Source organism: Streptomyces sp. NPDC002643 (assembly GCF_053592555.1).
The window spans coordinates 62,870-83,707 of sequence record NZ_JBSFVY010000034.1; the positions used below are offsets into that span (position 1 = coordinate 62,870).

13 protein-coding genes are annotated in these 20,838 nt (G+C 71.4%); 7 read left to right on the top strand and 6 right to left on the bottom strand.

Features of this window, described 5'->3' with window-relative positions:
• The first annotated feature begins 134 nt into the window (after positions 1-134).
• The 3 genes from ACWD4G_RS36860 to ACWD4G_RS36870 all read left to right on the top strand — a co-directional run bounded on the left by ACWD4G_RS36860 (position 135) and on the right by ACWD4G_RS36870 (position 4,903).
• Positions 135-1,436: a DUF6083 domain-containing protein gene (locus ACWD4G_RS36860; protein WP_451301451.1), complete on the top strand. Its 1,302-nt coding sequence runs from the start codon at positions 135-137 to the stop codon at positions 1,434-1,436.
• Positions 1,437-1,516: 80 nt separating this feature from the next.
• On the top strand, positions 1,517-2,983 hold the full coding sequence (locus ACWD4G_RS36865) for a UvrD-helicase domain-containing protein (RefSeq protein WP_451301453.1): 1,467 nt from the start codon (positions 1,517-1,519) through the stop codon (positions 2,981-2,983).
• A gap of 843 nt (positions 2,984-3,826) precedes the next feature.
• The gene (locus ACWD4G_RS36870) at positions 3,827-4,903 is read left to right on the top strand and encodes a hypothetical protein (RefSeq protein ID WP_451301455.1); all 1,077 of its coding nucleotides are present in this window, start codon (positions 3,827-3,829) and stop codon (positions 4,901-4,903) included.
• A 7-nt stretch (positions 4,904-4,910) separates the two neighbouring features.
• On the opposite strand, the gene ACWD4G_RS36875 is transcribed toward ACWD4G_RS36870, so the two are convergent.
• Together ACWD4G_RS36875 and ACWD4G_RS36880 are read right to left on the bottom strand one after the other, a co-directional pair.
• A complete protein-coding gene (locus ACWD4G_RS36875; RefSeq protein ID WP_451301457.1) occupies positions 4,911-5,528 on the bottom strand; it encodes a hypothetical protein in 618 nt (205 codons plus the stop codon).
• A gap of 49 nt (positions 5,529-5,577) precedes the next feature.
• Positions 5,578-5,901 (bottom strand): hypothetical protein, encoded by a 324-nt coding sequence (locus ACWD4G_RS36880; protein WP_451301459.1) that lies wholly within the window; start codon positions 5,899-5,901, stop codon positions 5,578-5,580.
• Between the two features lie 203 nt (positions 5,902-6,104).
• On the opposite strand from ACWD4G_RS36880, the gene ACWD4G_RS36885 reads away from it, so the two are divergent.
• Positions 6,105-6,863, top strand: coding sequence for a TnsA-like heteromeric transposase endonuclease subunit (locus ACWD4G_RS36885; protein ID WP_451301461.1), 759 nt, complete (start codon positions 6,105-6,107; stop codon positions 6,861-6,863).
• Positions 6,864-7,287: 424 nt separating this feature from the next.
• On the opposite strand, the gene ACWD4G_RS36890 is transcribed toward ACWD4G_RS36885, so the two are convergent.
• Positions 7,288-7,533, bottom strand: a complete 246-nt coding sequence (locus tag ACWD4G_RS36890; protein WP_451301463.1) for a hypothetical protein — start codon at positions 7,531-7,533, stop codon at positions 7,288-7,290.
• Between the two features lie 560 nt (positions 7,534-8,093).
• Here ACWD4G_RS36890 and ACWD4G_RS36895 point away from each other — a divergent pair.
• Together ACWD4G_RS36895 and ACWD4G_RS36900 are read left to right on the top strand one after the other, a co-directional pair.
• On the top strand, positions 8,094-9,329 hold the full coding sequence (locus tag ACWD4G_RS36895; protein WP_451301465.1) for a hypothetical protein: 1,236 nt from the start codon (positions 8,094-8,096) through the stop codon (positions 9,327-9,329).
• Between the two features lie 78 nt (positions 9,330-9,407).
• Positions 9,408-10,454, top strand: a complete 1,047-nt coding sequence (locus tag ACWD4G_RS36900; RefSeq protein WP_451301467.1) for an AAA family ATPase — start codon at positions 9,408-9,410, stop codon at positions 10,452-10,454.
• A gap of 116 nt (positions 10,455-10,570) precedes the next feature.
• Here the strand turns inward: ACWD4G_RS36900 and ACWD4G_RS36905 are convergent, their stop codons facing one another.
• Positions 10,571-12,922 carry a Helicase associated domain protein gene (locus tag ACWD4G_RS36905; RefSeq protein ID WP_451301469.1) on the bottom strand — a complete coding sequence of 784 codons (2,352 nt, stop codon included), beginning with the start codon at positions 12,920-12,922 and terminating at the stop codon, positions 10,571-10,573.
• Between the two features lie 321 nt (positions 12,923-13,243).
• Between ACWD4G_RS36905 and ACWD4G_RS36910 the strand changes: the two genes are divergently transcribed.
• Positions 13,244-14,404, top strand: coding sequence for a hypothetical protein (locus ACWD4G_RS36910; protein WP_451301470.1), 1,161 nt, complete (start codon positions 13,244-13,246; stop codon positions 14,402-14,404).
• Positions 14,405-14,913: 509 nt separating this feature from the next.
• On the opposite strand, the gene ACWD4G_RS36915 is transcribed toward ACWD4G_RS36910, so the two are convergent.
• Both ACWD4G_RS36915 and ACWD4G_RS36920 read right to left on the bottom strand, forming a co-directional pair.
• On the bottom strand, positions 14,914-15,900 hold the full coding sequence (locus ACWD4G_RS36915; RefSeq protein WP_451301472.1) for a hypothetical protein: 987 nt from the start codon (positions 15,898-15,900) through the stop codon (positions 14,914-14,916).
• Between the two features lie 605 nt (positions 15,901-16,505).
• Complete coding sequence (locus ACWD4G_RS36920) at positions 16,506-20,771, bottom strand: hypothetical protein (RefSeq protein WP_451301474.1); 4,266 nt, start codon at positions 20,769-20,771, stop codon at positions 16,506-16,508.
• Positions 20,772-20,838: the final 67 nt, after the last annotated feature.

Below are 20,838 nucleotides of genomic sequence, written 5' to 3' on the forward strand. Positions count from 1 at the left end.
CGCAGAGGGCCGACCGGGCGACGCCGCGGCGCCAGTTCCGCGCGGGCGGCGTGTTGGCTGGCAGGTTCGCCCTCATGCGCTCCTTTCCTTCGTCTTCCGGGCGGAACTGGGACGGCAGTCCCGTTGCCGTCCCCATGCGTCGTGCCCTGCGGGTGAATCCTGGCGGTAGCAGCCGGCTGATGCGCTGCGGCCAGCACAGCCGTTGCCGTGAGTGCGGCAACCGGATCGAGTGGTACCACCGCAGCGGCCCGCAGATGGTCCGTCTGCATCCGCGCGAACTCCCCGCCGCCCGGGTACCGGCCGACTGCCGCTGGCACGTCAGCTCCGGCATCGCCCATCCAGCCGGGGACGGCAGCAGCTGGTGCCGCATCCCGCACGCCCTGCTGTGCCCCGCACGGGACGCCCCCGCGGCAGCCGAGCTGGAGGCGCTACGCAGAGCGCTCGCGGTGAACACCCGGCGCCTGATCGACGCCGGGACCTTCACCCCACCCGCCACCCCGCCGGACGGGGCAGCGGCACAGAGAGCTGTGTGCCGCCCGGCCCGGCCTGTTGTGCAGTTGCTGTACGTCCGCTACCTGGCCGACGGCCCAGTGGAGGAGATCCAGTGCGTGGCCCTGACCCGGCGCCGCGTCCGCTGTACCCGCCCGGTCCTCGCTCCCCACACCCCGGCCGGCACCTGGACCCTGATGCCCGCCACCTCTGCCACCGGCCAACTGGCGCTGCCCGCTGATGTGATGGCCGTCTACGACCTCAGCGGCCTTTCCTACGCCGAGCAGCTGCGCTGGCGTGCCCAGCGCTGCCTTGAGCACGCAGCCACTCCAACGGCACCCGACCTGACGGTGCCGGACTGGGAGTCCTTCGACCCTCTCCTGCACCGTGAGCACATCCACACCCGGCTGCCCACCCCGCAGGCGCCCCGGGGCCTCGGGCCGCACGCGGAAGGCGGTCCGGCCGTGACGCGACACCATGCCGTCGAGATCCTCCTGACCCGGCCCCTCTCCCCCGGTGAACTCAAGCGCGCCCGGCGGGCCGTATCGCTGGCCATGAACGCCGACCGCACCCGGCTGATGGCCGTGCAGGACGCCCGCAGCCCGGGCCACGCCCTGCACAGACTGCGGCGCCGCCTGGGTTCACGGCTGCCCATCGATGTCCTGAGCACGCACTACCCGGACCGCAAAGGGCAGGTACGGCTCAATATCGCGTTCAGCCGGAGCGATGAGGCAGCCATCCGCCAGGCTGCGGCCTGCCGGGGCCAGCGGCCCGCGCAATTCCTCAGCCGACGCGTGACCGCGGCCCTCGCCGAGCGGGAACAGCAGCGCCTTCGCGCACTGGAGGACCGGCTACAGGTCCTGCTGGCCGACCACTCCCTCGAAGAAGTGCTGACCTGCGCAGTCCATGCCCTCAGCCGACGCAGCCACTCGCCGGCGGCACCGTAACGCCCTCTCTTCCGTGAGTGCCCCCTGGGCCGTAGGCCGCCTGGGCTCTCTTCGTCTCCATGCTCGCTGCGGAGTCTTCATTGCCTACGCCCACCGACGAACAGGTCCATGCCGCCGACGTTTTCCGTGCCGGCCACCACCTCGCTCTGCAGGCCGGCGCCGGCACGGGCAAGACCACCACGCTCGCCCTGCTCGCCGCCAGCACCCAGTGCCGCGGTCGCTATCTCGCCTTCAACAAGAGCATCGCCCAAGACGCGGCAACCCGCTTCCCCCGCACCGTGCAGTGCAAGACGGCCCACGCCACCGCCTACGCGGCCCTCGGCCACCGCTACACCGGCCGTCTCAACAGCCCCCGCCAGCCCGCCTGGAAGACCGGCCAGGCGCTCGGCATCACCCGGCCCGTCCGCATCGGCGAGCACGAGATCAGTACCAGATCGCTGTCCTACGCCGTGCTGCGCACCGTGACCCGCTTCTGCTACTCGGCCGACCGAGCCGTGGGCCGCCATCACGTCCCCGCACTGCGCCGCCTGGGAACCCCCGGCGAACACGCCCAACTCGCCGAGGCGGTCCTGCCGTTCGCCCGCCGCGCCTGGACCGACCTGCACAACCCCGACCAGGGAGTGGTCCGCTTCGAGCACGACCACTACCTGAAGATGTGGGCCCTGACCGAGCCGAAGATCAACGCGGACTTCCTCCTGCTCGACGAGGCCCAGGACACCAACCCCGTCCTGGAACAGGTCTTCTCCGCCCAGCGCGACCATGCGCAGCTGGTCATGGTCGGTGACTCCGCCCAGGCCATCTACGGCTGGCGCGGCGCCCGCGACGTGATGACCGGCTTCGACGCCACGCAACTGGCCCTCACACAGTCCTTTCGCTTCGGCCCGCTCATCGCCGAGCAGGCAAACCGGTGGCTGGAGCTCGCCGAGGCCCCCATCCGGCTGACCGGCAGCACGGCCATCGCCGCGGAAGTCGGCGATCTGGCCCGGCCGGACGCGGTACTGTGCCGCACGAACATCGGTGCCATGACCGAGGTCATGCGCCTGCTCGCCGAGGGCCGGCGCGTCGCCCTGACCCGCGGCGCACAGGCTCTGGCCGCGCTGGCGCTCGCCGCCCGCGACCTCCAGGAAGGACGCCCCACCACCCATTCCGAACTCGTTCTCTTCGGTTCCTGGGGCGAGTTGCAGGAGTACGCCGAACACGATCCCGCCGGATGCGACCTGCAGCCCTTCGTCAACCTCGTCGACACACACGGCCCCGACGCCATCCTCACCGCGATCAGTCAGCTCACCGACGAGAAGACCGCCGACGTCACCGTCTCCACCGCCCACTCCGCCAAGGGCCGCGAATGGCCCACCGTGCGGATCGGCGACGACTTCCCCCCGCCCAAGGACACCGACCAGCACGACTCCCAGGGCCGCCCCATCCCCGAACCCGTCAGTGACACCGACGCCCGTCTCGCCTACGTCGCCGTCACTCGCGGCCGCCACCTCGACCTCGGCGGCCTGTCCTGGATCGACACCCACCTCGCCCGCCTGTCCGGCGCCTGAGCCAACTCACGTTCGGTCAGACCCGGTTGCGGCATCACCTGCTCAGTCGCCGCATCGCGCCGTTGCCCGCCTCCACAGCCACCAGGTATCCGCGATCGGGGGCTGTGGCAGACGCAAAAACTGTCAAGACGGAACGGCGCTCGTCGTCGAGCACGACCGAGGTGGCCAATCCGGCACGAAGACGCGTGCCAGCATCGCCCGGCTCCGGTCTCACGCCTTCGAGCACTGCCGTACCAGGGTGACCTCGATGCTGCTGTCATCGGCGTGATCTTGGAAGACCGAATACACCAGGCCACAGGTACAGTTCTGCTCACCCTGAGTCGACGGCGCCGGCTCCTTCGCAGGCTGGGCACCAGATGATCACCGACCCGCAGCGGTCACACACGCCGGCCTGCGTTTCCGACTCACTTTGAATCACACGCCAGTTCCAGTCCTTCCACGGCCAGGCCGTCGTCGCGGAGAACACCGACCCGCCCTCGGACATCCTCGATCGGGTGCAGGTCTACATGTTCAGCCGCGAGGCCCACGGCCAGCGCTTCGGATTCTTCCCGCTCACGTCTTCGTCTTCGCCGACGCAGTGATCAGATACAGCGGCTTGGGCTGCTTCCTCCTCAGGTCCGGCAGCCCGGTCGGCGGCTGTTGACCTGAGCGGCCCCTCCGCTCGGGTAAGTGCTGTTACTGTGCCCGGAGTTGAGCGATGGGCCTGTGCGCCTGCTGTGTCACGCTCGCACCCCGGGCTGCTGCAGGCCCTGCGTTCAGCGTCTTTTGCGCCTCGTCGACCTGCGCGGAGGCAACATGACAGCACGTGCGCCTCTCCCTCTCAGCGGCACAGTTCCCGCAGCCGTGGCGGACCGGGTGCTCTTGCAGGTCGGCCATCGGCGCGCGGCGCGCTACCGAAGTCGGGTCGATCCGTCCTCGAGCGGCCTGGTACTGACCGGCGACGGGGCGCTGACCAAGGCCGTCCAGCTGCGGGAGGACGGCTTCGATGCCGCACTGCTGGTCGACGAGGCCTGCTACCGCGTCGCTGCGGCCAGCGAGGAAGCGCCCTTCCCGAGCCTGGACAACGGGCCTGCGCCGCTGTTCGGGGATCCACTGGAACACCTGATGCTGGCCCACCTCGCATTCGCCGGCCTCGCCCTGACACCGACCGGATACCTGCACGCCGGGGCCACCGGCGCGCTGCAGGCGGCAGCGGCACGGGTGACGCGTCTGGGCGACCCGCGGGTGGTGTTCGCGGTGCCCGTCGACGCCGGCTGGCTGCATCCTGGACCGGTGGAGTACCTCGCCGAGGTGCTGCACCGGGTCGCGGGGCCGAAGGCGGTCCTGGTGGGCGGCCGGCCGGATGCACGCGGCGGCGCGGCGGGGCTCGCGCGGCTGCTGGAACTGGTGCCCGGCGTCGGGGTGCTGCGCACGGGCCTCGGTGCCTTCGGGGGCCTGGCGCGGGGTGCGGGCTTCACCGCGTTCGGCGTCGACGCCAGCATGCGCCACACCGTGCCGCCGACGTCGGCGTCGACGCAAGCGGCATCGGGGGGCGGCCCGGGCAGCCCGGCCGTCCTGTTCCCGGAACTGATGGACTTCTTCCTCGGGCTCACCCTGGCCAAGCGGTTCGACGACGAGGCCCCGGCCTGCTCGTGCGAGGAGTGCCAGGGCGAGCCCTTGGACCGGTTCACCAGCATGGCGCAGCAGATCCCCGCCGCCGGGCACAACGCGTCCTCGCTGATGGTGTGGGTGCGGCAGCTGCGCGCGGTCGACGCCGCCGACCGTGCGGCGTGGTGGCGGCAGCAATGCCGACAGGCGCTGGACAGCTCGGCGATGTGGAATGCCCGGATCCAGCAGCTCCCGGGGTTCACCACCTCCCCGGACCTGTCCGCGTGGGCCGAGCTGCCCGCGCGCCGGACGGCGGCGCAGCACACCGGCTGACGGGACGTCAGGGCAGGCGGACGTGGAGCTGCTCGGTGAAGTGCCAGGCGACGGGGGTATGACGGCGGGGCCGGTACGGCTCGGGCACCAGCGTCCAGGCAAGGCCCTCAGCGGTCGGCTCGAGGATGCCGATGCCCAGGTAGGCGGCTCGTATCAGCAGCTCGTCGCGGGCGTGGGCGGGCGGGGCGACGAGCAGGGCACGGCGGGCGAACGGCTTGAAGCGGCTGGCGCGTGCCAGGCCTCCTTCCCAGTGGGTGCTGCGGGCGCGGACGATGACGAGGTCCACGGTCAGCGGGCGTACTGCGCGCCGGCAGACATGGTCGCCGGTGAGGGTCACGGCACCCCAGGGCAGTGCGCGGATCTGTTCGCGCAGCGGGGTGGGAAGTGAGTCCAGCCGGACCGGAAGGTCGGCGGGGAGGTCGAGCAGGACCGTGAGGTCTGCGATGCCGAGTTCTGCTGCCCCCTGGGCGCGGCGGCGCTCGCATTCGAGGTGATCGCGCCGGTAGAAGACGAGGGTGTTGCGGCTGCCCTCGATGGTCGTCTCGGCCAGCTGCGCGCCCTGGCCGACCAGGGGGGCCGAGGCGTGCTGGACGAAGGCCCGTGCTCGTGCTGTCGGCGCCGCCATGCCGGCCGCCCCTTTCGACTCTGCTTGCGTGGTTGCTGACCGGTGCGGGCTAGGCCGCGCCGGACGGTGCCTGGTGCTCTTGGAGCCGGGCCACGGTGGCGGCCAGTGACTGCCAGGCCTGGGCGCTGCCGCAGCACCGGTAAAAGCGCCGCCGCTCCCCCGGCGCGGGCGGGACTCGCTGGACCAGGCCGAGCGTGATCAGTGTGTGAACCGGCGGCAGGTAGACGCTCGCCGGCACCTGCCGGGCCATGGCCAGGTCCCCCAGGCAGACACCTTTGTCACCGGCGGCGGCCAGGGCGGCGATGAGTTCGGCCCGGTAGCGGTTGCCGAAGACTCCTGCCGACAGGCGCCGCAACTCCTCCGCATGCTCCATGATTTATTTATCGCGAATCGCGAATCACTTGTCAATAGGGGCGAGTTGGCGACCGCGGCGTGCCGGTTGTCTCCGCCTGGCCGGGGGTGGGCTTCCGGACGGACTTGATGCTGTCCGGAAGGCGTCGTGCGGCAGGGGCAGTGGGGCGGGCGGTGTGCTAGGAGGTCTGACGGACGTGTGGCCGCGTGATGCAAGGGGCTTTCATGGCACGGGAGTTGCGGGTTCTCCACCAGGACAGGTACGGGGTGCGGAGGACCCTGCCGATCGAGCGGATGGCCGGCGTTCCGCTGACCAAGCGGGGCGAGGTGTGGAAGCCGTCGCGGCATCCCTCGCAGCGCAGCATCGTCACCTGGTGGTGGGCGGCGACCACCAGGCGGCATGTGGGCTGCCGGTCGCTGGAGCGGCTGGCGACGGCGATGCTGCTCGACTTCCACCCGGGTGTGACCGGTTTCAGCGCCTGGTCGGGACAGCTGATCTGGCGCGAGCGGGGCCGGGAGCGGCAGCTGGTGCCGGACTTCTTCGTGCGTACCGCGGCCGGGGGCACGCTGGCGGTGGCGTGCCCGCCCCAGAAGGGGCCGAGTGAGCGGTTCGAGCGGCAGCTGGCGGTGCTGCGTGAGGCGTGCGGGCAGGCGGGCTGGCAGCTCGCGGTGCCGCATTTGCCCGGGGCGGTGGCGCTGATCAATCTGCGGTGGGTCTCGCGGCGGCGCCATTGGCGGTACGGCGATGCGGGCGTGGAGGCCGCGCTGAGCGAGGCCTTCGCCCGGCCGCGGCCGCTGATGGAGGGCGTGGCGCAGTGCGGGGTGCAGCGGATGCTGGCCCTGCCCCGGCTCTATCACATGCTGTGGCACCGGCGGCTGGGCGTGGACTGGGGTGTGCCGCTCGGCCCGGGGTCGCTGGTGGGGCCGCTGGGGGCGGGGGAACCGGACGCGGTGCGCCGGCCGTTCGCGGCGGAGCAGCCATGATGGCGCCCGTGAGCGCGTCCGTGGTGGAGCGGGCGTCGCTGGTGGTGCGGCGTGCGCCGCGCGGGGTGCTGGTGCGCGGCGACCGGGTGCTCTGTCGCGGCAGCGTGTACGTAGTGGCGGGCCTGGACGGGGTGACGGTGCATCTGGCCCCCGTCGGCGGTGACCAGACGCCCGTGTCGGTGCCGCTGGCGGTGCTGGCCGCCGCCGTGGACTTCGCGGTCCTGGACGAGGCGGGGCAGCCCGTCGCCCAGGCCGAGCTGCCCGACTTCGCTGCCCTGGAGGGCGTCCCCGCCGCTGCGGCGGAAGCGGCGCAGGCGTGGTGGCGGGCGGTCATCGAAGTCGACACCGGGCTGCCGCCCGACGCGGCTGCGGGGGCGCGGCCGCGGCCCATGTACGACCCGGCCACCACCACGTTCATCGAGCGCTACCAGGCCAAGGCGGCGGAGTTGCATGCCGTGCTGGGCTGGTCGGTGTCCTGGCAGACGGTGCAGGCCAAACGGCTGGCGTACCGCAGGAAGCGCACCGTGGTGGCGCTGGTGGACGGGCGCAGCACCAAACAGCGGCGGCTGTACGGGCTGACCGATGCGCGGGTGGTGGACCAGCTGCTGATGCTGGTGGACCGGCAGCGGCGGCGCATGGATACACCGAGCGACGCGCGCAAGCTGTTCAAGCAGCTGCGGCGGACGGTGCGCGCCGCGCACGGGGAGTCGGTCAAGGTCCCGGCCGAGCCGACGCTGTACAAACTGCTGCAGCGGCTGGGCATCGATGCCCGAGACCTGGGCGGCCGGGGCGGTCACCGTCTAACGGGCCCGGGGTCGGTGCCGCCGTTCTCGGTGACGTCGGCGACCATGCCGGGCGAACTCGTCCAGATCGACTCGACCGATCTGGACATCTGGGTGCTGGGCGACGACGGTCAGCCGGCCCGCGTGGAACTGACCTGCGCGGTGTGTGTGGCGACCCGGAGCATCGTCGCCGCGGTGGTGCGGCCCAAGCAGTCCGGGCGGCGGGGCAAGCGCCGCAAGGGCGGCCAGGGCGGTCTGGTGGGAGCGCCGCGGCGCAAGGGCCGGGCGACGAAGGCGGTGGATGCCTGCGAGCTGCTGGCCCAGGCCCTGGTGCCGGTACCGATGCGGCCCGGTTTCGACGCGGCAGTCCACGCCAGCGCCTCCCGACCTGCCGTTCGAGGAACTGGTTGCTGTCGATGCCCGGTTCGCGCAGGCCGCGGCCCGGCCGGTGATCATCCCGGATCTGATCGTCATCGACCACGGCACGGTGTTCGCCGGGCGGACCTTCTTCGACGCCTGCGAGTACCTGGGTATCTCGGTGCGGCCGGCGCGCAAACGCACGGGCCAGGACAAGGCGGTCGTGGAGCGCACCTTCGGAACCGTGAAATCGAAGTTCAGCCAGCACGTGAACACCTACACCGGCAACGATCCGGTGCGGGTGCGGCGGACCGTGGACGGCGAGCGGCTGTGGACGCTGGCCGAACTCGACGACATGCTCCAGCAGTGGATCGCGCTGGAGTGGCAGAACACTCCGCATCCCGAGCTCGCCGATCCGTACGACGCCTACCTGCCCGAGCTGACGCCGAACCAGATGTACGCCGCCTGCGTGGCCGTCGACGGCTATCTGCCGATCCCGCTGACCCGCGACGACTATCTGCGGCTGCTGCCGACCGCCTGGGTGGGAGTGAGCAAGCAGGGCATCCGGTTCAAGAACCGCACCTACGACAACCTCGAGCGCGACCCGAAGAAGGGGCTCAACCCCTGCCGCGGAGTCCGCTCCGGGCTGCGGGGCAGGAGAAAAGGCCGGTGGGAGCTTAGGTACTCGCCCAACGACCTGTCCCGGGTGTGGCTGCGCAACCATGACACCAACGAGTGGGTGGAGGCGACGTGGGTGCACCAGCACCTGGTCGGGCAGCCGTTCACGCAGTTTTTGTGGGACATCGCCGCCTCCCAGCATCTCGAGCGGGGTGGCCGGATCATCGACGAGGAGGCCATCGCGCAGGCGCTCGCCGAACTGCTGGAGCGCGCCGCCCAGGGCCCGGACCGGGCCGCACGGGTACAACTGCCCGACGGCTACACGCCCGTGCCGCCGCCGGCGCCGGCTGCAGCGTTCGACCCGTATGCGGGGCGTGCCCCGCTGGACCGCTCGCAACTGCTGGCCCTGGACGCGGAATCGGACGGGGACCCGCTGGACTCGGAGTTGGGCGGGGATCCGCTGGCGCTGGACGACACGGGTCTGTACGCGACCGGCCGGGCGCAGGCAGGAATCGACATTGACTGGGCCGGCGGGCCGGTGGCCCCGGACGCCTCGCTCGCCGCCTGGGAAAGCGCCCCGGCCGGTGGGGCGGTTGGTGAGGGCGGTGAGGACCTGGCCGCTCGCTACCGGCGGATCATCGCCGACGTCCGCCAGACGCACAGCACCGACGAGGAGGACGGTGACGACGATGGTGACGGCGTGGCGTGAGCCTCGTGCCAAGCGATCTGGGCACCCCGGGCGTGCTGGGATCGCCAGCTGGACAAAGACCGGAAAGGGAACTTCGTGATGGAGGCGGACAAGGCCGGCGAGGAGGAGCTGTTGCTGGCCCGCATGAGCGAACCGGAGCCGATGTTCCTGGCCCCGCCGGCCCCTTTGTGGCCCGAGGACTGTTATGCCTGGCGGGCGCTGGCCGCCCGGCTCGCCAAGCCGCCGGACCTGGCCGACTGCGCACCCGAGGGCACGAAGGTCACCGAACACGACCCGCGGCTGCTCTACCACGGGCACATGAACATCGTGGTCACACCGGCGATCACCGAAGCCTTGAAGGTGGTGGCCACGCGGGTGTTCGCCAACCGGCAGCGTGAGGGCGGCAAGGTCGGGATCATCGTGGAAGGCCCGCGTGGCACGGGCAAGAGCGCCCTGCTGCGGTGGATCGGCGTGCACTGGGAACAGAAGCTTGCCAAGCTGTACGGGCCGGACGAGAACCGCATCCCAGTGATCACGCTGAACGTGCCGCCGACGGCGCGCGGCAACCGCAACTGGGCGGGCGCTTTCGCCCGTTTTCTGGGCCAGCAACGCGAGAGCGGGGATCCGACCGAGTCCGTCATCCGAACGATGCGCAAGGCCCGCACTCTGCTCGTCCTCATCGACGGCATCGAGCGGCTGCGCACCGCTGTGGAGGCGGAACTGGCGTTCCAGTACCTGGACATGATCAGCGAGGAGACCGGTGCCACGTTCATCTACTGCGGGCGCGGCGCACGCTCCATCGTCGACCCGCTCACCCGGGACAACGAGACGCCCCTGGAACCGAACGAGCAGCCGTGGGGCGATCACCCGGTGCTGCGCACCAGCCGGATCGGCTTCAGTGACGAGGAGACCCGCACGTTCGCCGTCATCGTCGACCGGTTCGACAAGAACCTGCGGCTGTACCGGCACACCCGCGGCGACCTGCTGGAGCTGTCGCAGCACCTGCACACCCGCAGCCGCGGCAACATGCGGATGCTGTCGCATCTGATCTGCCAGGCGGCACAGAAGGCCATCCGCTCCAAGCAGGAGCGCATCACCCCCAAGCTGTTGGACTCGATCCCGCTCGGCGGTGTCGTGCACTTGTGACCTGTTCCCGTCCCACCGCCGCGGCCCGCCCCCGCCGCTCCGGGCGGCAGGGAGCGGCGGCGGTGGGGGCGTGCGACGGGCTGCGGTCGCCTGGGCGTGGCTGCGGCTGACTGTGGCTAGCGGGGCGGTTGGGGGCGCTTGCTGCGTCCCAGGCTGGGGTCCCAGACCATGCGCAGCGCTTCCAGGGCGCGGCGCTGCTCTTCGGTGAGCACCTCGGGGTGCTTGCGGCACTGGTGGATCCACTCCCCCAGCGGGAACGTCTTTGACTGCTCGCCGCCGTTGCCCCACCACCACGGCTCCTGGTGGCGGCGGGGAACGTCGATGTGGCCTTCACGGGCCAGGAACGCGCCGAGGTGTCCCAATCCTTCGTAGAAGCGGTGGCGTTCGGGGTCGTGGTAGCTGTCGTAGTAGACGCCGTCGGGCAGGGGCGGGATCCCCAGCTGGAGCAGCAGGTCCTGCTGGGCTTCGTCCAGGCGGAAGAACTTCAGCCGCTGTTTGTAGATCCAGTTCATGGTGATGCGGTCCTCCCGGTTTGTGTCCTTGGAGGAGGGCGAGGTGGACCGCCAGCCGGGGGTCTGGGCAAGGGCCTTGGCGCGGGCGTACTTGCGCTTCCAGTCCATCCAGGGCACGTTCCAGTGCGGGTCGAGAGCGGCGAGTGCCTGCTGGTGGGCGTCGGGCAGCCGGCCGGCGGCGGCTTTGCGGCGCTGGGTGGCCAGCCATGTGCCCAGCCGGTGGCCGCCGATGTCGGCCTTGACGGGGACGGCGAGGTGGCCGTGCTCGGCCGCCCAGGTGCGGGCGTGCTCCAGCATGGAGTCGAAGGTCTGCGCCGGCGCGGTCCAGGGCAGGCCGAGCGCGTCCAGGGCCTGTTGGTGTTCGGCCGGCAGGCGGTCCAGGAAGTGGCGCAGGCGCAGGTTGTGCACGCACTCGCCCAGGGCGAAGCCGTCCGGGTCGGTGTAGTCGGCGGGGACGTCCAGGTGCCCGAAGCTGGTGCGGTAGCGGGTGGCGGAGGCAAGGGCCTGTTCCCAGGTGCCGATGGCCGGCAGGGTGATCTCCAGGCCGAGGGCGCGGGCCAGTTGAGCGGCGCGCTCGGGATGGGCGTAGTAGACGGCCCGCCGCGCCGTGGTGGCGGCGGTGCGCGTGCGGGCGGGCAGCGCGATGCGGTCCATGAACGATTTGTCGTGGGCGCGCAGCGCCTGCAGGAGGGTGATCAGGTTCGCGAACGCGGAGCTGTGCAGCAGGTCGGCGGTGTCGGTGCCGGGGTGGAGGTAGACCGGGAAGATCAGGGTGGTCTTCTTCCCGGCACCCGGGGGCTGGCGCAGGCCGCGGCCGACGGCCTGGATGGCGTCGATGGTGCTGTAGCGCGGGTCGGCGAAGACCACGGCGTCGACGTCGGGCATGTCGACGCCCTCGTTCAGCACGCGCACGTTGGACAGCACCGCGCAGTCCCGGTCGGGGTCGGCGAAGTCGTCCAGCAGGTCGCGGCGCCAGTCGCCTGACTGTTGGCCGTGGATCGCCTGTGCCCACAGGTTCTCGATGCGCAGTTCCTCGCCGACCTCCAGGGCGGTGGTCGGCAGCCAGGCGGCGAAGGCCTGTGCGAGGGCGACGCGGTTGTGGAAGACCAGGACGCGGCGCAGCCGGTGTTCGGCGATCGCCCGCAGCAGGGCGACCTGGACGGCGGCGTTGCGCAGCCCGTTGTGGTGGGCGCTGGTGGCCGGGCGGCGGGCGGCGAGGATGGCGTGCAGGTCGCTGTCGTCGACGATGGGCATGATGACCTGGTAGTCGGCCAGGATGCCGCGCTCGATGGCCTCGGCCATGCCCAGCTCGAACACGGTCGGGCCGAATATCTCGCGGTGGTCCATGGTGGCCAGCGGGATGCGTTCCATGAACGGCAGCAGTTCGTCCGGCGCCGGGGCACCTGCACCCCAGATCCTGGGTGTTGCGGTCATGTAGAGGCGGGTCTTGGCGGGGATCGCGGCGTCGTCGTGGACGGTGCCCCAGCCGTCTCCGAAGGCGGAGCAGGTGCGGTGGGCCTCGTCGGCGATCACCAGGTCCCAGGGCGGCAGGCCGTGCTGCTCGTGGGCCCGCTGGATGTGGTGCAGCGAGCCGTAGGTGGCGAACACGGCGACCGGGCCGCCGACGCGCATCGCGCGGGCGATCGCCCGCGGGTGACGGGTCATCACCGCCTCGCCGGGGGACAGTCCGCTCTCCCGCTGGCGCAGGGAGCAGACCCCGAGCGCGAGCCCCGCCCGGCCGGCTTCGCGCCAGCGTCTGATGGTCTGCGTCACCAGGGCCTTCGTCGGCATCAGCACCAGCACGGCGCCCTGGGGGGCCAGGCGCTGCGCGGCCTGCTGGGCGATCAGGGTCTTGCCGGTGCCGCAGGCGGCCACCACCGTCATGCGCTGTTCACCGGCGGCCACGGCGGCCTCGATCGCGGCGAGCGCCTCGATCTGATGCTCGCGTAACTCCATACCCTCTCCTCACGGAGCTGCCGAGGCACCGCGTCATGCCGGGCCGGGTCTTCAGATCGGGCGGGAATGTACTCGCTGGAAACGCCGACCCGGGCGGGACATCGAAAAGATTCGGCCAAAGACACGCTGTACCCGGGACGCCATGGCCGAACGCACCGCGTGCGGCGGCCGGAGGCCGTAGAGAAGTACGCGGACAGGCGGGGCGGTCTCTTCGCAGACCACGGCTGGCCGCTGCGGGCAGCCGTGGTCCGTGGGACTCGGCGCGGCGCCCCGGCGGTAAAGACCGGCGGCCCCGTCGAGGGCAAGTGATGAGGAAGGCATGTGACAGTGACGGCGTCCCGTACCCCCCGTGCCCGCGCGGCCCGACCGCGCCGGGCGAAGGCCTGGCGCCCGGCAAAACGGCTGGGGCGGTCGGTGATGCCGTTCATCGGCGGAGAGTCGACCGGCTCCTACACGCGCCGCCTGGCGGACCTCAACGGCGGCATCCCGGATGAGGAGTTCTGGCTCATGTTCGGCACCCCGCTGCGCCAAGGCGGGTGCCCGAGCGACCCGCGCTTCGGCGACGGGTATCTGAACCCGGCCGCACTGGAGCGGCTCGCCGTCATGGCCGGCCGCCGGGTCGCCGAGTTGCAGCGGGCGCTGCCGAACCTGCGCGGCCACCGGCTGCTGCCGGTGGACGGCCCGCCGGTGTGGGACTGGCCCTGGGATAAGCCCGGCTGCTTCCTGGTGCGGGTGTGCGAGCTGTGCGCCCGTACCAAGGGCACCAGCCTGGAGGCCTACCTGGCCTGCGATGCGACCTGGCAGGTGTGCGCCCGGCACGGCCGCTGGCTGGACAACCGCCGCGAACCCGGGACGGCCCCCCTCCCCCTGACCGCACTGCCGGAAGTGGTCACTGCTCATCGGCTGCGGCTGGAGTTGGAGCGGCGCCTGGGCGCGGGCGGCCGCGCGATGTTCGCGGACGCCTACGCCGTCGTCTCGTGCTGGTGGAACGTCCCCGCCCTCAACGCGCCGGTGTGGCAGGCCCGCAGACGTGCACTGGGACGCGCCGGGTGCGACGAGCTGCGCGTCGCGCCGCTGGTGTTCTACCCGGAGGTGGTCCACCTGGCCCAGATGCTGGCCGCGCGGGAACGGCGGCGCCTGCGCCGCACCCAGACCCCGGACGAGGACCACGCCTGGCTGGAGCGGACCGGGCTGCTCCTCGAGGAGTGGGCCATCCCGGCCGAGGGCCTGGACATGGTCGAGATCTGGGCCAGCCGGCATCCGCTCCTGCCCAAGCCGCGGCGCACCCGCCAGACCCCGAATACGGCGGAGCGGCCGGCCCGCGGCCGCCACCGGCGTCTGCCGGTGCACGCTCCGCACACCGAACAGACGCTGGAGGCGACGCTCGACAAACGCTCCTGCCTGCCCTGGAAGCTGGGCCAGATGATCACCACCGAACTGTTTCCCGCCCCGGGAGGCTGGACTCTGGGCGGCCGCACATAAGACCCAGGCCGTGGGCAGGCTGCGCACCCCAGCCCGCCGCCTGTCCACGGATCGCCCCCGGCGACGTTCCTGTCAACCTCCTCGAACGGCACGGTATCTCGGCACTGCGTACGTCGGGGCTCAGCCACCCGGCCGCCCCCGTCCCGGTCGGGCGACGAGGCGCCACGCACACGGGCATGGCCTGCATGGACGCGCTGTACGCGAGGATGGGGGGATGCCCGAAGACTCCGCTGCCGCACACCCGGTCCAGATCCCCGCGCGGATACACGCGGTGGGGCCGGGCTGGCGGCAGCTGCTGGAGCGGTTGCACGAACAGATCCGTACGGTCTTGCCCGGCTACCGTCTCCTCGATCTCAAGGAGAAGCTCGGCGGCCCGCGCGTCTACGTCTCGAACCGAGCCTCGCCCCCGGCGACACGCCGCCGCCGCACTGCCAACGCCCCGCCGGGCCACCGGTCACCGGCATCCGGTCGGCACGCAGCAACCACCCTTCGCAATCGAACCTTTGTTTTCAATTCTGGCGACTGCCTCGCGGCGCTTCGGGCGGCGGCACCCTGCCCGTGCCGGGCAGAAGGGGGGTGACGTCGAGGCCCCGGGCGGGACGCAGGAACTCCTGAGCGACGACGGGCGGAGCGGCCAGGGTGACGACACTTCCGGCCCAGTCAGCGTCGGTCTTGTAGGCGGCGATCGCGGCGATCTCCCACAACGACAAGGTTTCCACCATGGTGAAACCGTCCTCGTCGGTCCCCCTGGGCGGAAGCCGCACGCTGATCTCGGTAGTCGCCGCGCCGGGTTTGGCGCTGCCTGAAGTCCGAGGCCGCTGGCGCGCGTTCAGATCGTAGTGGGCGTAGTCCGGACTGGTGTGGACGCGCCAGTCCTCCCTGCGCCGCCACCGCTGCCAAGCTCGCGCCAGTTGTGTGGTGGACTGCTCGCGCTGCTGCAGGGCTGCAGCGGCTCTCTCCAGCATCGCGGTGTCGATGAGGGTCCGCTGTTCCTCACATCGGCGTTCTGTGCAGGTCTCGATGCGTGACAGCGTGGGTTGCGCCCAGCTGAGCAACCAAGGGTGCGCCTGCAGGCTGTTGGAAACCTCCGACAGGTGAAACTGCAGGTAGCGCCAGTGATCCGGGTTGAAGTTCGATCTCAGGAAGTTCGGTATGTAGTCCGGATCTTCACGGTTTTCGGCCTCTTCGTCCTCTTCCTCGACAGCCTCGCAGAGATTCACCAGGTCGAAGACGGTGTCCGCGAGATCTACGTCTGCAGCCGCAGGCTGGACACGACAACAACCACACATGCGTGCCGCGAAGAACGCGCCGAAGCGGACACGATGGGTCTCCCCGGGTCCGGCATCAGCCGAGGCGCGGCAGCCGGGATCGCTGTGCACGAAACTATCGTCGTCCCACGTGACCGCGCTCATCGGGCGTCCGTGGAACCGGTCCATCGGCATGCCGTAGCGGCCCATCCAGCCCACCGGGACGAACTCTCCTGCCTCAGCCTTCACCCGTTTCACGGTAGACCGGCATGCCGTTGCCGGGGCCGGTATGCGACAGCTTCCTGGCCGGGCCGAGCCGATCCGGCCGAGATCGCCGCACCGGCAGGCCGTGTCCCCGGCGGGCGCATTCGTGTGCGGTCACCGCGCGTTGGTGCTGCTCTGGCCGCCTTCGCTCATTTCTGCATCCCCCGCCCGGGGGGTCAGGCAGGCCGCTGTCACGGTGACGGGAATGCCGGACGGCCGCTCCACAGGCGTCGAATGTGGCTTGTTTTCTGGGTATCGACGCTCAGGCACCCAAGGGATCTTTTCGGCTCTCCCATTGGCGGCGCAGTCAGCCCGTTGCCGGCGACAGCCACGCGCGGGGCTTCTGGGTGACTTTGGGATGGCGGGAGCGGCCGTGATCGCGGTCAGCGCACGGTCGTCGTGCAGGTCCTTCGCGTCCGCTTCGCACTCCCCTGCGGTCCAGGCGGAGGCCCCGGAATCCCAAGTTCCCGGCGAGCGGACCAGCAGATCCGCTGCCGGGCGGCGGCAGTTGCGTCCGGTCCACCGTTCAGGCGGTTCAGTCTCGATCGTGCAGCCAGGGCCGCTTCCAACATGCTGGCCGTCAAGCCGATTCACGGCGACGGTGATGCAGGCAGGGTGGGTGTTCTGCGGCGTGACCATGAACTGGGGGTCGGCAGGTTGCCGTTGACGACGATGGCTGCGACCAGGGACGGCGCCTGTGGGTTGGTCAGGCCGTGGAGGGCGGGCTGGAGGGTGAAGAGGTAGTTCTCCGGCACGCCGACGGGTGAGGTCTTGCGGCTCATGTCCAGGATGCACAGGATCGACAGGCGTGCGCCGTCGGCGGCTGCGTACTGGGTGGGCTGGCCCATGTACTTGGGGGCGCGCTCCTGGGTGACCGGGGTGGTGCGCTCGACCTTCAGCTCGGCGGTGATGCCGTCGTGCCGGACGTCGAGGTAGCCCAGAGCGAGCGGGCTGCCCCGTTCCAGGCGCCCGCCGAGTTCCGGCTCTGTCTGCAGTTCCTTGTACAGGTCGTCGTGGAACTTGCGTTCGGTCACGTGGCTGCCGCGTTTGTACTGCTTGTTCCAGGTCATGGTGAGTCCGGTGCGGCAGATGGCGGTAAACAGGCGGCAGAAGGCCTGGAGCTGGTCCTCGTCGTAGCCGGCGCGGTGGAGGCTTTCGTAGAGGGCGAGCAGGCGTTCGTCGAAGACGGGGAAGCTGGTCAGGAAGTCGCGTGAGGCGTCGAAGGGCCGCAAGCGGATCTCGCGGTGTCCGGCGGCGTCGAGGCTCTGGGCGAAGGGTTTGCCGTCCTTGGTGCCGCGCCAGCGCAGGTTGACCGAGAACGGCGGGGCAGGGCTGCCGGCGGGCAGGGCGAAGCGGAGGATGAGCGTGCCGGTGGCGCTCAGTGTCACCGGGTCCTCGGGGCGTGGCGGGCGCGGCCACAGGTAGGTGGGGGTTTCCGCCTCGGCGGGGGTGAAGTGGCCGAGGAGGTCGGCTTCGAGGCTCTGGGCCCACTGGGGCCAGGGGCCGGTGCGGACGTCGAGGCGGAGTTCGTAGACCGTGGAGGGGCGCAGGATCTGCGGGCCGGTGATGAGGCGTCCGTCGACGCTGGCCAGGACGACGGCGGCGGCTGGGTGGTTCTCGGCGGCCCGGGCGTCAGTGTCGGTGTCCGCCGTGCCGGAGCGGAGCGGTGTGCGGCGTCGGCCTCGGGCGATCACCAGGGGCAGGGGCAGGGCGGCGAAGTGGGTGAGGAGGTCGGCCACGCCGCTGGCACCGGTGAGGGCCTGTGCCTGCTCCAGGGCGGCCAGCAGTGGTCCGGCCAGCGGGTCGGTGCCCGTGAAGCGCTTGTGAAGGTCGGCGGTGGCGGCGGTGGCGCGTCGGCGGGCTGCGGTGGCCAGCGCGGTCATCTGGGCGGTGTCAGCGTCGAGTTCGGCCGCATCGAGCAGGACCAGGAAGGAGGCCACCTCGCACAGTCCGGCGAAGGACCGCACGTAGGCGGCGGTCGCCGTCGCTTCCTGGGCCTGGTTCCTGAGGGTGTCCGCGGCGGCGCGGAGCTGGGCTGCGCGGGCCCGCAGTGCGTCGGCCGGCTCGCCGCCTGCGTCGCCGGGTCGCCGGTCCAAATCGTGCTGGCCGGTGCCGTCGGCCGGCGCCGGTGCGTGGCCGGTGAGAAGGCCGCGGAGCGTGACCCGGAGGCGGGCCTGCTCGGTGAGAGCGCGGGCGTCGCTGTCTGCGTCGAGGGTGTGGGCGGCGTGGGTCAGCGCGCGGGCGGCCTCCCGCGTGTCTCCCCCGGCCGCTGCGGCGGCATCGAACGCGGCCGCGGCGGCGATCAGCGAGGCCAGCGCCCGGTGGACAGTGAAGGCGGGCTCGTCCGGTGTCGTCTCGAGGACGGCGTTCATGAGGGCGGCGGCATCTGCCGGGCGGGCTGCCCGCCAGGCGACTTCGGCGTATTCGGCCGCACCGGACACTCCGTGCGGCCCGAGTTCGAGGGCGGCCTCCCGCAGGTCCTGCACCGGCAGGCCTGCCAGGCCCGGGCCGCACTCCAGCAGCGCGCACAGTTCCTCGTTGTCGTGGGCGTTGAACCGGTCGTTGATGTGCGGGTCGCGTACCTGGCGCAGGCGCAGCTTCGCCATGGCCGAGGTGGCCGTGGTCTGCGGCAGCCAGTCGCGGCGCAGGGCGTCGCGCAGGTGGTAGCGGTCGAGGTCGGCTGCGCGTTTGAGGATCTGCTGTTCGGTGGGGGCCCGGAGGGCTTCGTCGCCGCGGGAGAGACGGGAAGCGGCCGCCATGGCCTTCGTGACGGTGTCCGGGAACCGGTCGCTGTCGACCTGCGCGCAGACCAGCAGGGCGTAGCGCAGCAGAAGATGCGTGTCCTGGGTACTCCAGTCCAGGCGGAGGGCGGTGTCGAGCACGCCGTTGATGACACCGATGTAGGGGTCGTTGAGCAGGGCCGGCAGGAGGTCGGAGATGCTGGAAGGCAGCCGGTGGGTGCTGCCACTGTGGGCCCAGGCGCTCAGCGCGGCCGACCGGGAGGCAACATCGGCGTCGACGAGGTAGGTGTGCAGCAGCGGGAGGATCATCCGCAGCAGGCCGGGGTGGTCGCCGTGACGCCGTCCGAGCGTCCCCAGCAGGGGCAGCAGGCGCGGCACGATGACCTGTCTGCGCCGGCTGTCGCGTTCGTCGGTGATGGTGTCGATGACTGCGGCGCACACGGCTACCGCGTCGAGGGCGGCGAGGTGTTCCAACGCGTCCAGGAGCCTGACAATGCCGGACGCGAAGGACTGCAGGTGGGCCTCCCGTTCGAAGAATCGCTGCTGCGGCGGGACCGTTTCGGGGGTGGCCAGGGGCGATGCGGGTACGCTGTCCGCCGACTCCAGCATGTCGATGGCGGTCAGGACCGTGCCCAGGAGGGCAGGCAGGTGCGGGCCGGCCCAGGCGGGGTGGGCTCGGGTCAGTTGCTCGGCCAGGATCGCGGCCTGGACGCGTACCTCGTCGCCCCAGTCTCCCCCGACGCGGGTCAGGCACGTGGAGAGCAGTTCCTCGAAGACGGCCTGCTGCCGGTCCTCGCCGGGCTGGGGATCGCTCGAGGTACGGAACCGGTCCTCGGGGTCGATGAGGCGGCCTGCCTGTTCCAGGACCCCGAACAGGCGCTGGCGCAGGGTGTCTGCGGCCGTGCTGCCGGTCCGCTCGAGCTGGGTGGGCACATCCCCCACCTCCAGGACGAGCAGGGCGGCAAGGGCTTGCTGGAGGGTGCCCACGGGCGCGGGGTCGTTGTGGTGGTCACCGTCGACGCCCAGATTCAGCAGCATCGCCGGCACGAGTGCGCCCGCCACGTCCGGGTGCGTGAACGCCAGGGCCCGTACGGCGGCCGCGGCAGCGCGCCGGTCGGTCTCGGCCTCTCGTCGTGTCCGGGGTGCGGGCCGCACTCCGGCAGGCACCACCAGCGACGCGGACGGCCGGGGGGCGGGCAGCATGCCGGTCAGTGCTGCGGCCACGGCGCGGGGGGACGCTCCCGCTGCCACCCGAAGACCACTGGCGTCCCCGGTTCCGCCTTCATAGAGCCCAAGACGCCGACTTCGCGGCTCAGCGAGATACACCAAGGACCGCACCGCCGCCTCATCGAGCCGGCCGGCATCGTCAGGAGTCAGCAGGTCGGCCACGCAGCGGCCGGCCTCCTCGACCGGGCCGCGCCGCAAGGTGTTCAGGGCCGCCCGCAGGACATCCGCCACGAACTCGCCGCGGGCGCGGGCCACGTGCCGCAGCGGCGTCAACAACGGTGAGACGCGCACGTCGGCCACCAGCCCCAGGGCCAGCTCGATCACCTCGGTGGTGAAGGTCTCCGGCGCCCGCTCCGCCAGCGCGGTCAGCCGCCGCAGCGCACCGTCGCAGGCCGCCTCGTCCCGTTCCGTACCAGGCTCCTGGTCCAGGACGCCGATATCGTCCAGCGCACCGGCCATCGCCGTGTCCGATGACGCCTGCGCACCCCTGCGGTGCTCGGCGCGCTGCTCCCACGCGTGGTGCCGTCGTGCTGTTTCGGCTCGCTCGGCTTCCTCGGCCCTGGCCGCGGCTTCTTTGCGTTCGTCCATGACCGTGGCGAGGTTCGGCACATCGCCCGTGGGGCGGCGGTGAACGCACCCCACGCAGTGCTGTTCGTAGAACTCGCCGGCGATCCAGTCCAGGTTCCCGCTGGCACCGCCGTGCGCCACGAGGCAGCCCACCTGCCGCGTGTTGATCGGCAGGCCGGTGGCCGCCTCGGCCATTCCCTGGCCACCGCACTCGGTGAACGTCATGTTCAGACAGTGGCGGCGGGCCATCTCCACGGTGACGGCGTTCCTGCGGCCGGTCCTGACCGCATCCTCGAAGATTCGCTCTGTCTGGCTGTCCACCCCATCACTGTCTCAGGCACCACTGACAACGCCGACCGCCTTCCATTCCGCCCCTTTGCGCTTCGCG

What these genes read in the sequence shown, in the direction of transcription:
- ACWD4G_RS36880 (WP_451301459.1), bottom strand. Translation starts at nt 5,901, where the DNA reads ATGGAGCATGCGGAGGAGTTGCGGCGCCTGTCGGCAGGAGTCTTCGGC.
- ACWD4G_RS36900 (WP_451301467.1), top strand. Translation starts at nt 9,408, where the DNA reads ATGGAGGCGGACAAGGCCGGCGAGGAGGAGCTGTTGCTGGCCCGCATG.
- ACWD4G_RS36905 (WP_451301469.1), bottom strand. Translation starts at nt 12,922, where the DNA reads ATGGAGTTACGCGAGCATCAGATCGAGGCGCTCGCCGCGATCGAGGCC.
- ACWD4G_RS36875 (WP_451301457.1), bottom strand. Translation starts at nt 5,528, where the DNA reads ATGGCGGCGCCGACAGCACGAGCACGGGCCTTCGTCCAGCACGCCTCG.
- ACWD4G_RS36860 (WP_451301451.1), top strand. Translation starts at nt 135, where the DNA reads ATGCGTCGTGCCCTGCGGGTGAATCCTGGCGGTAGCAGCCGGCTGATG.
- ACWD4G_RS36885 (WP_451301461.1), top strand. Translation starts at nt 6,105, where the DNA reads ATGGCACGGGAGTTGCGGGTTCTCCACCAGGACAGGTACGGGGTGCGG.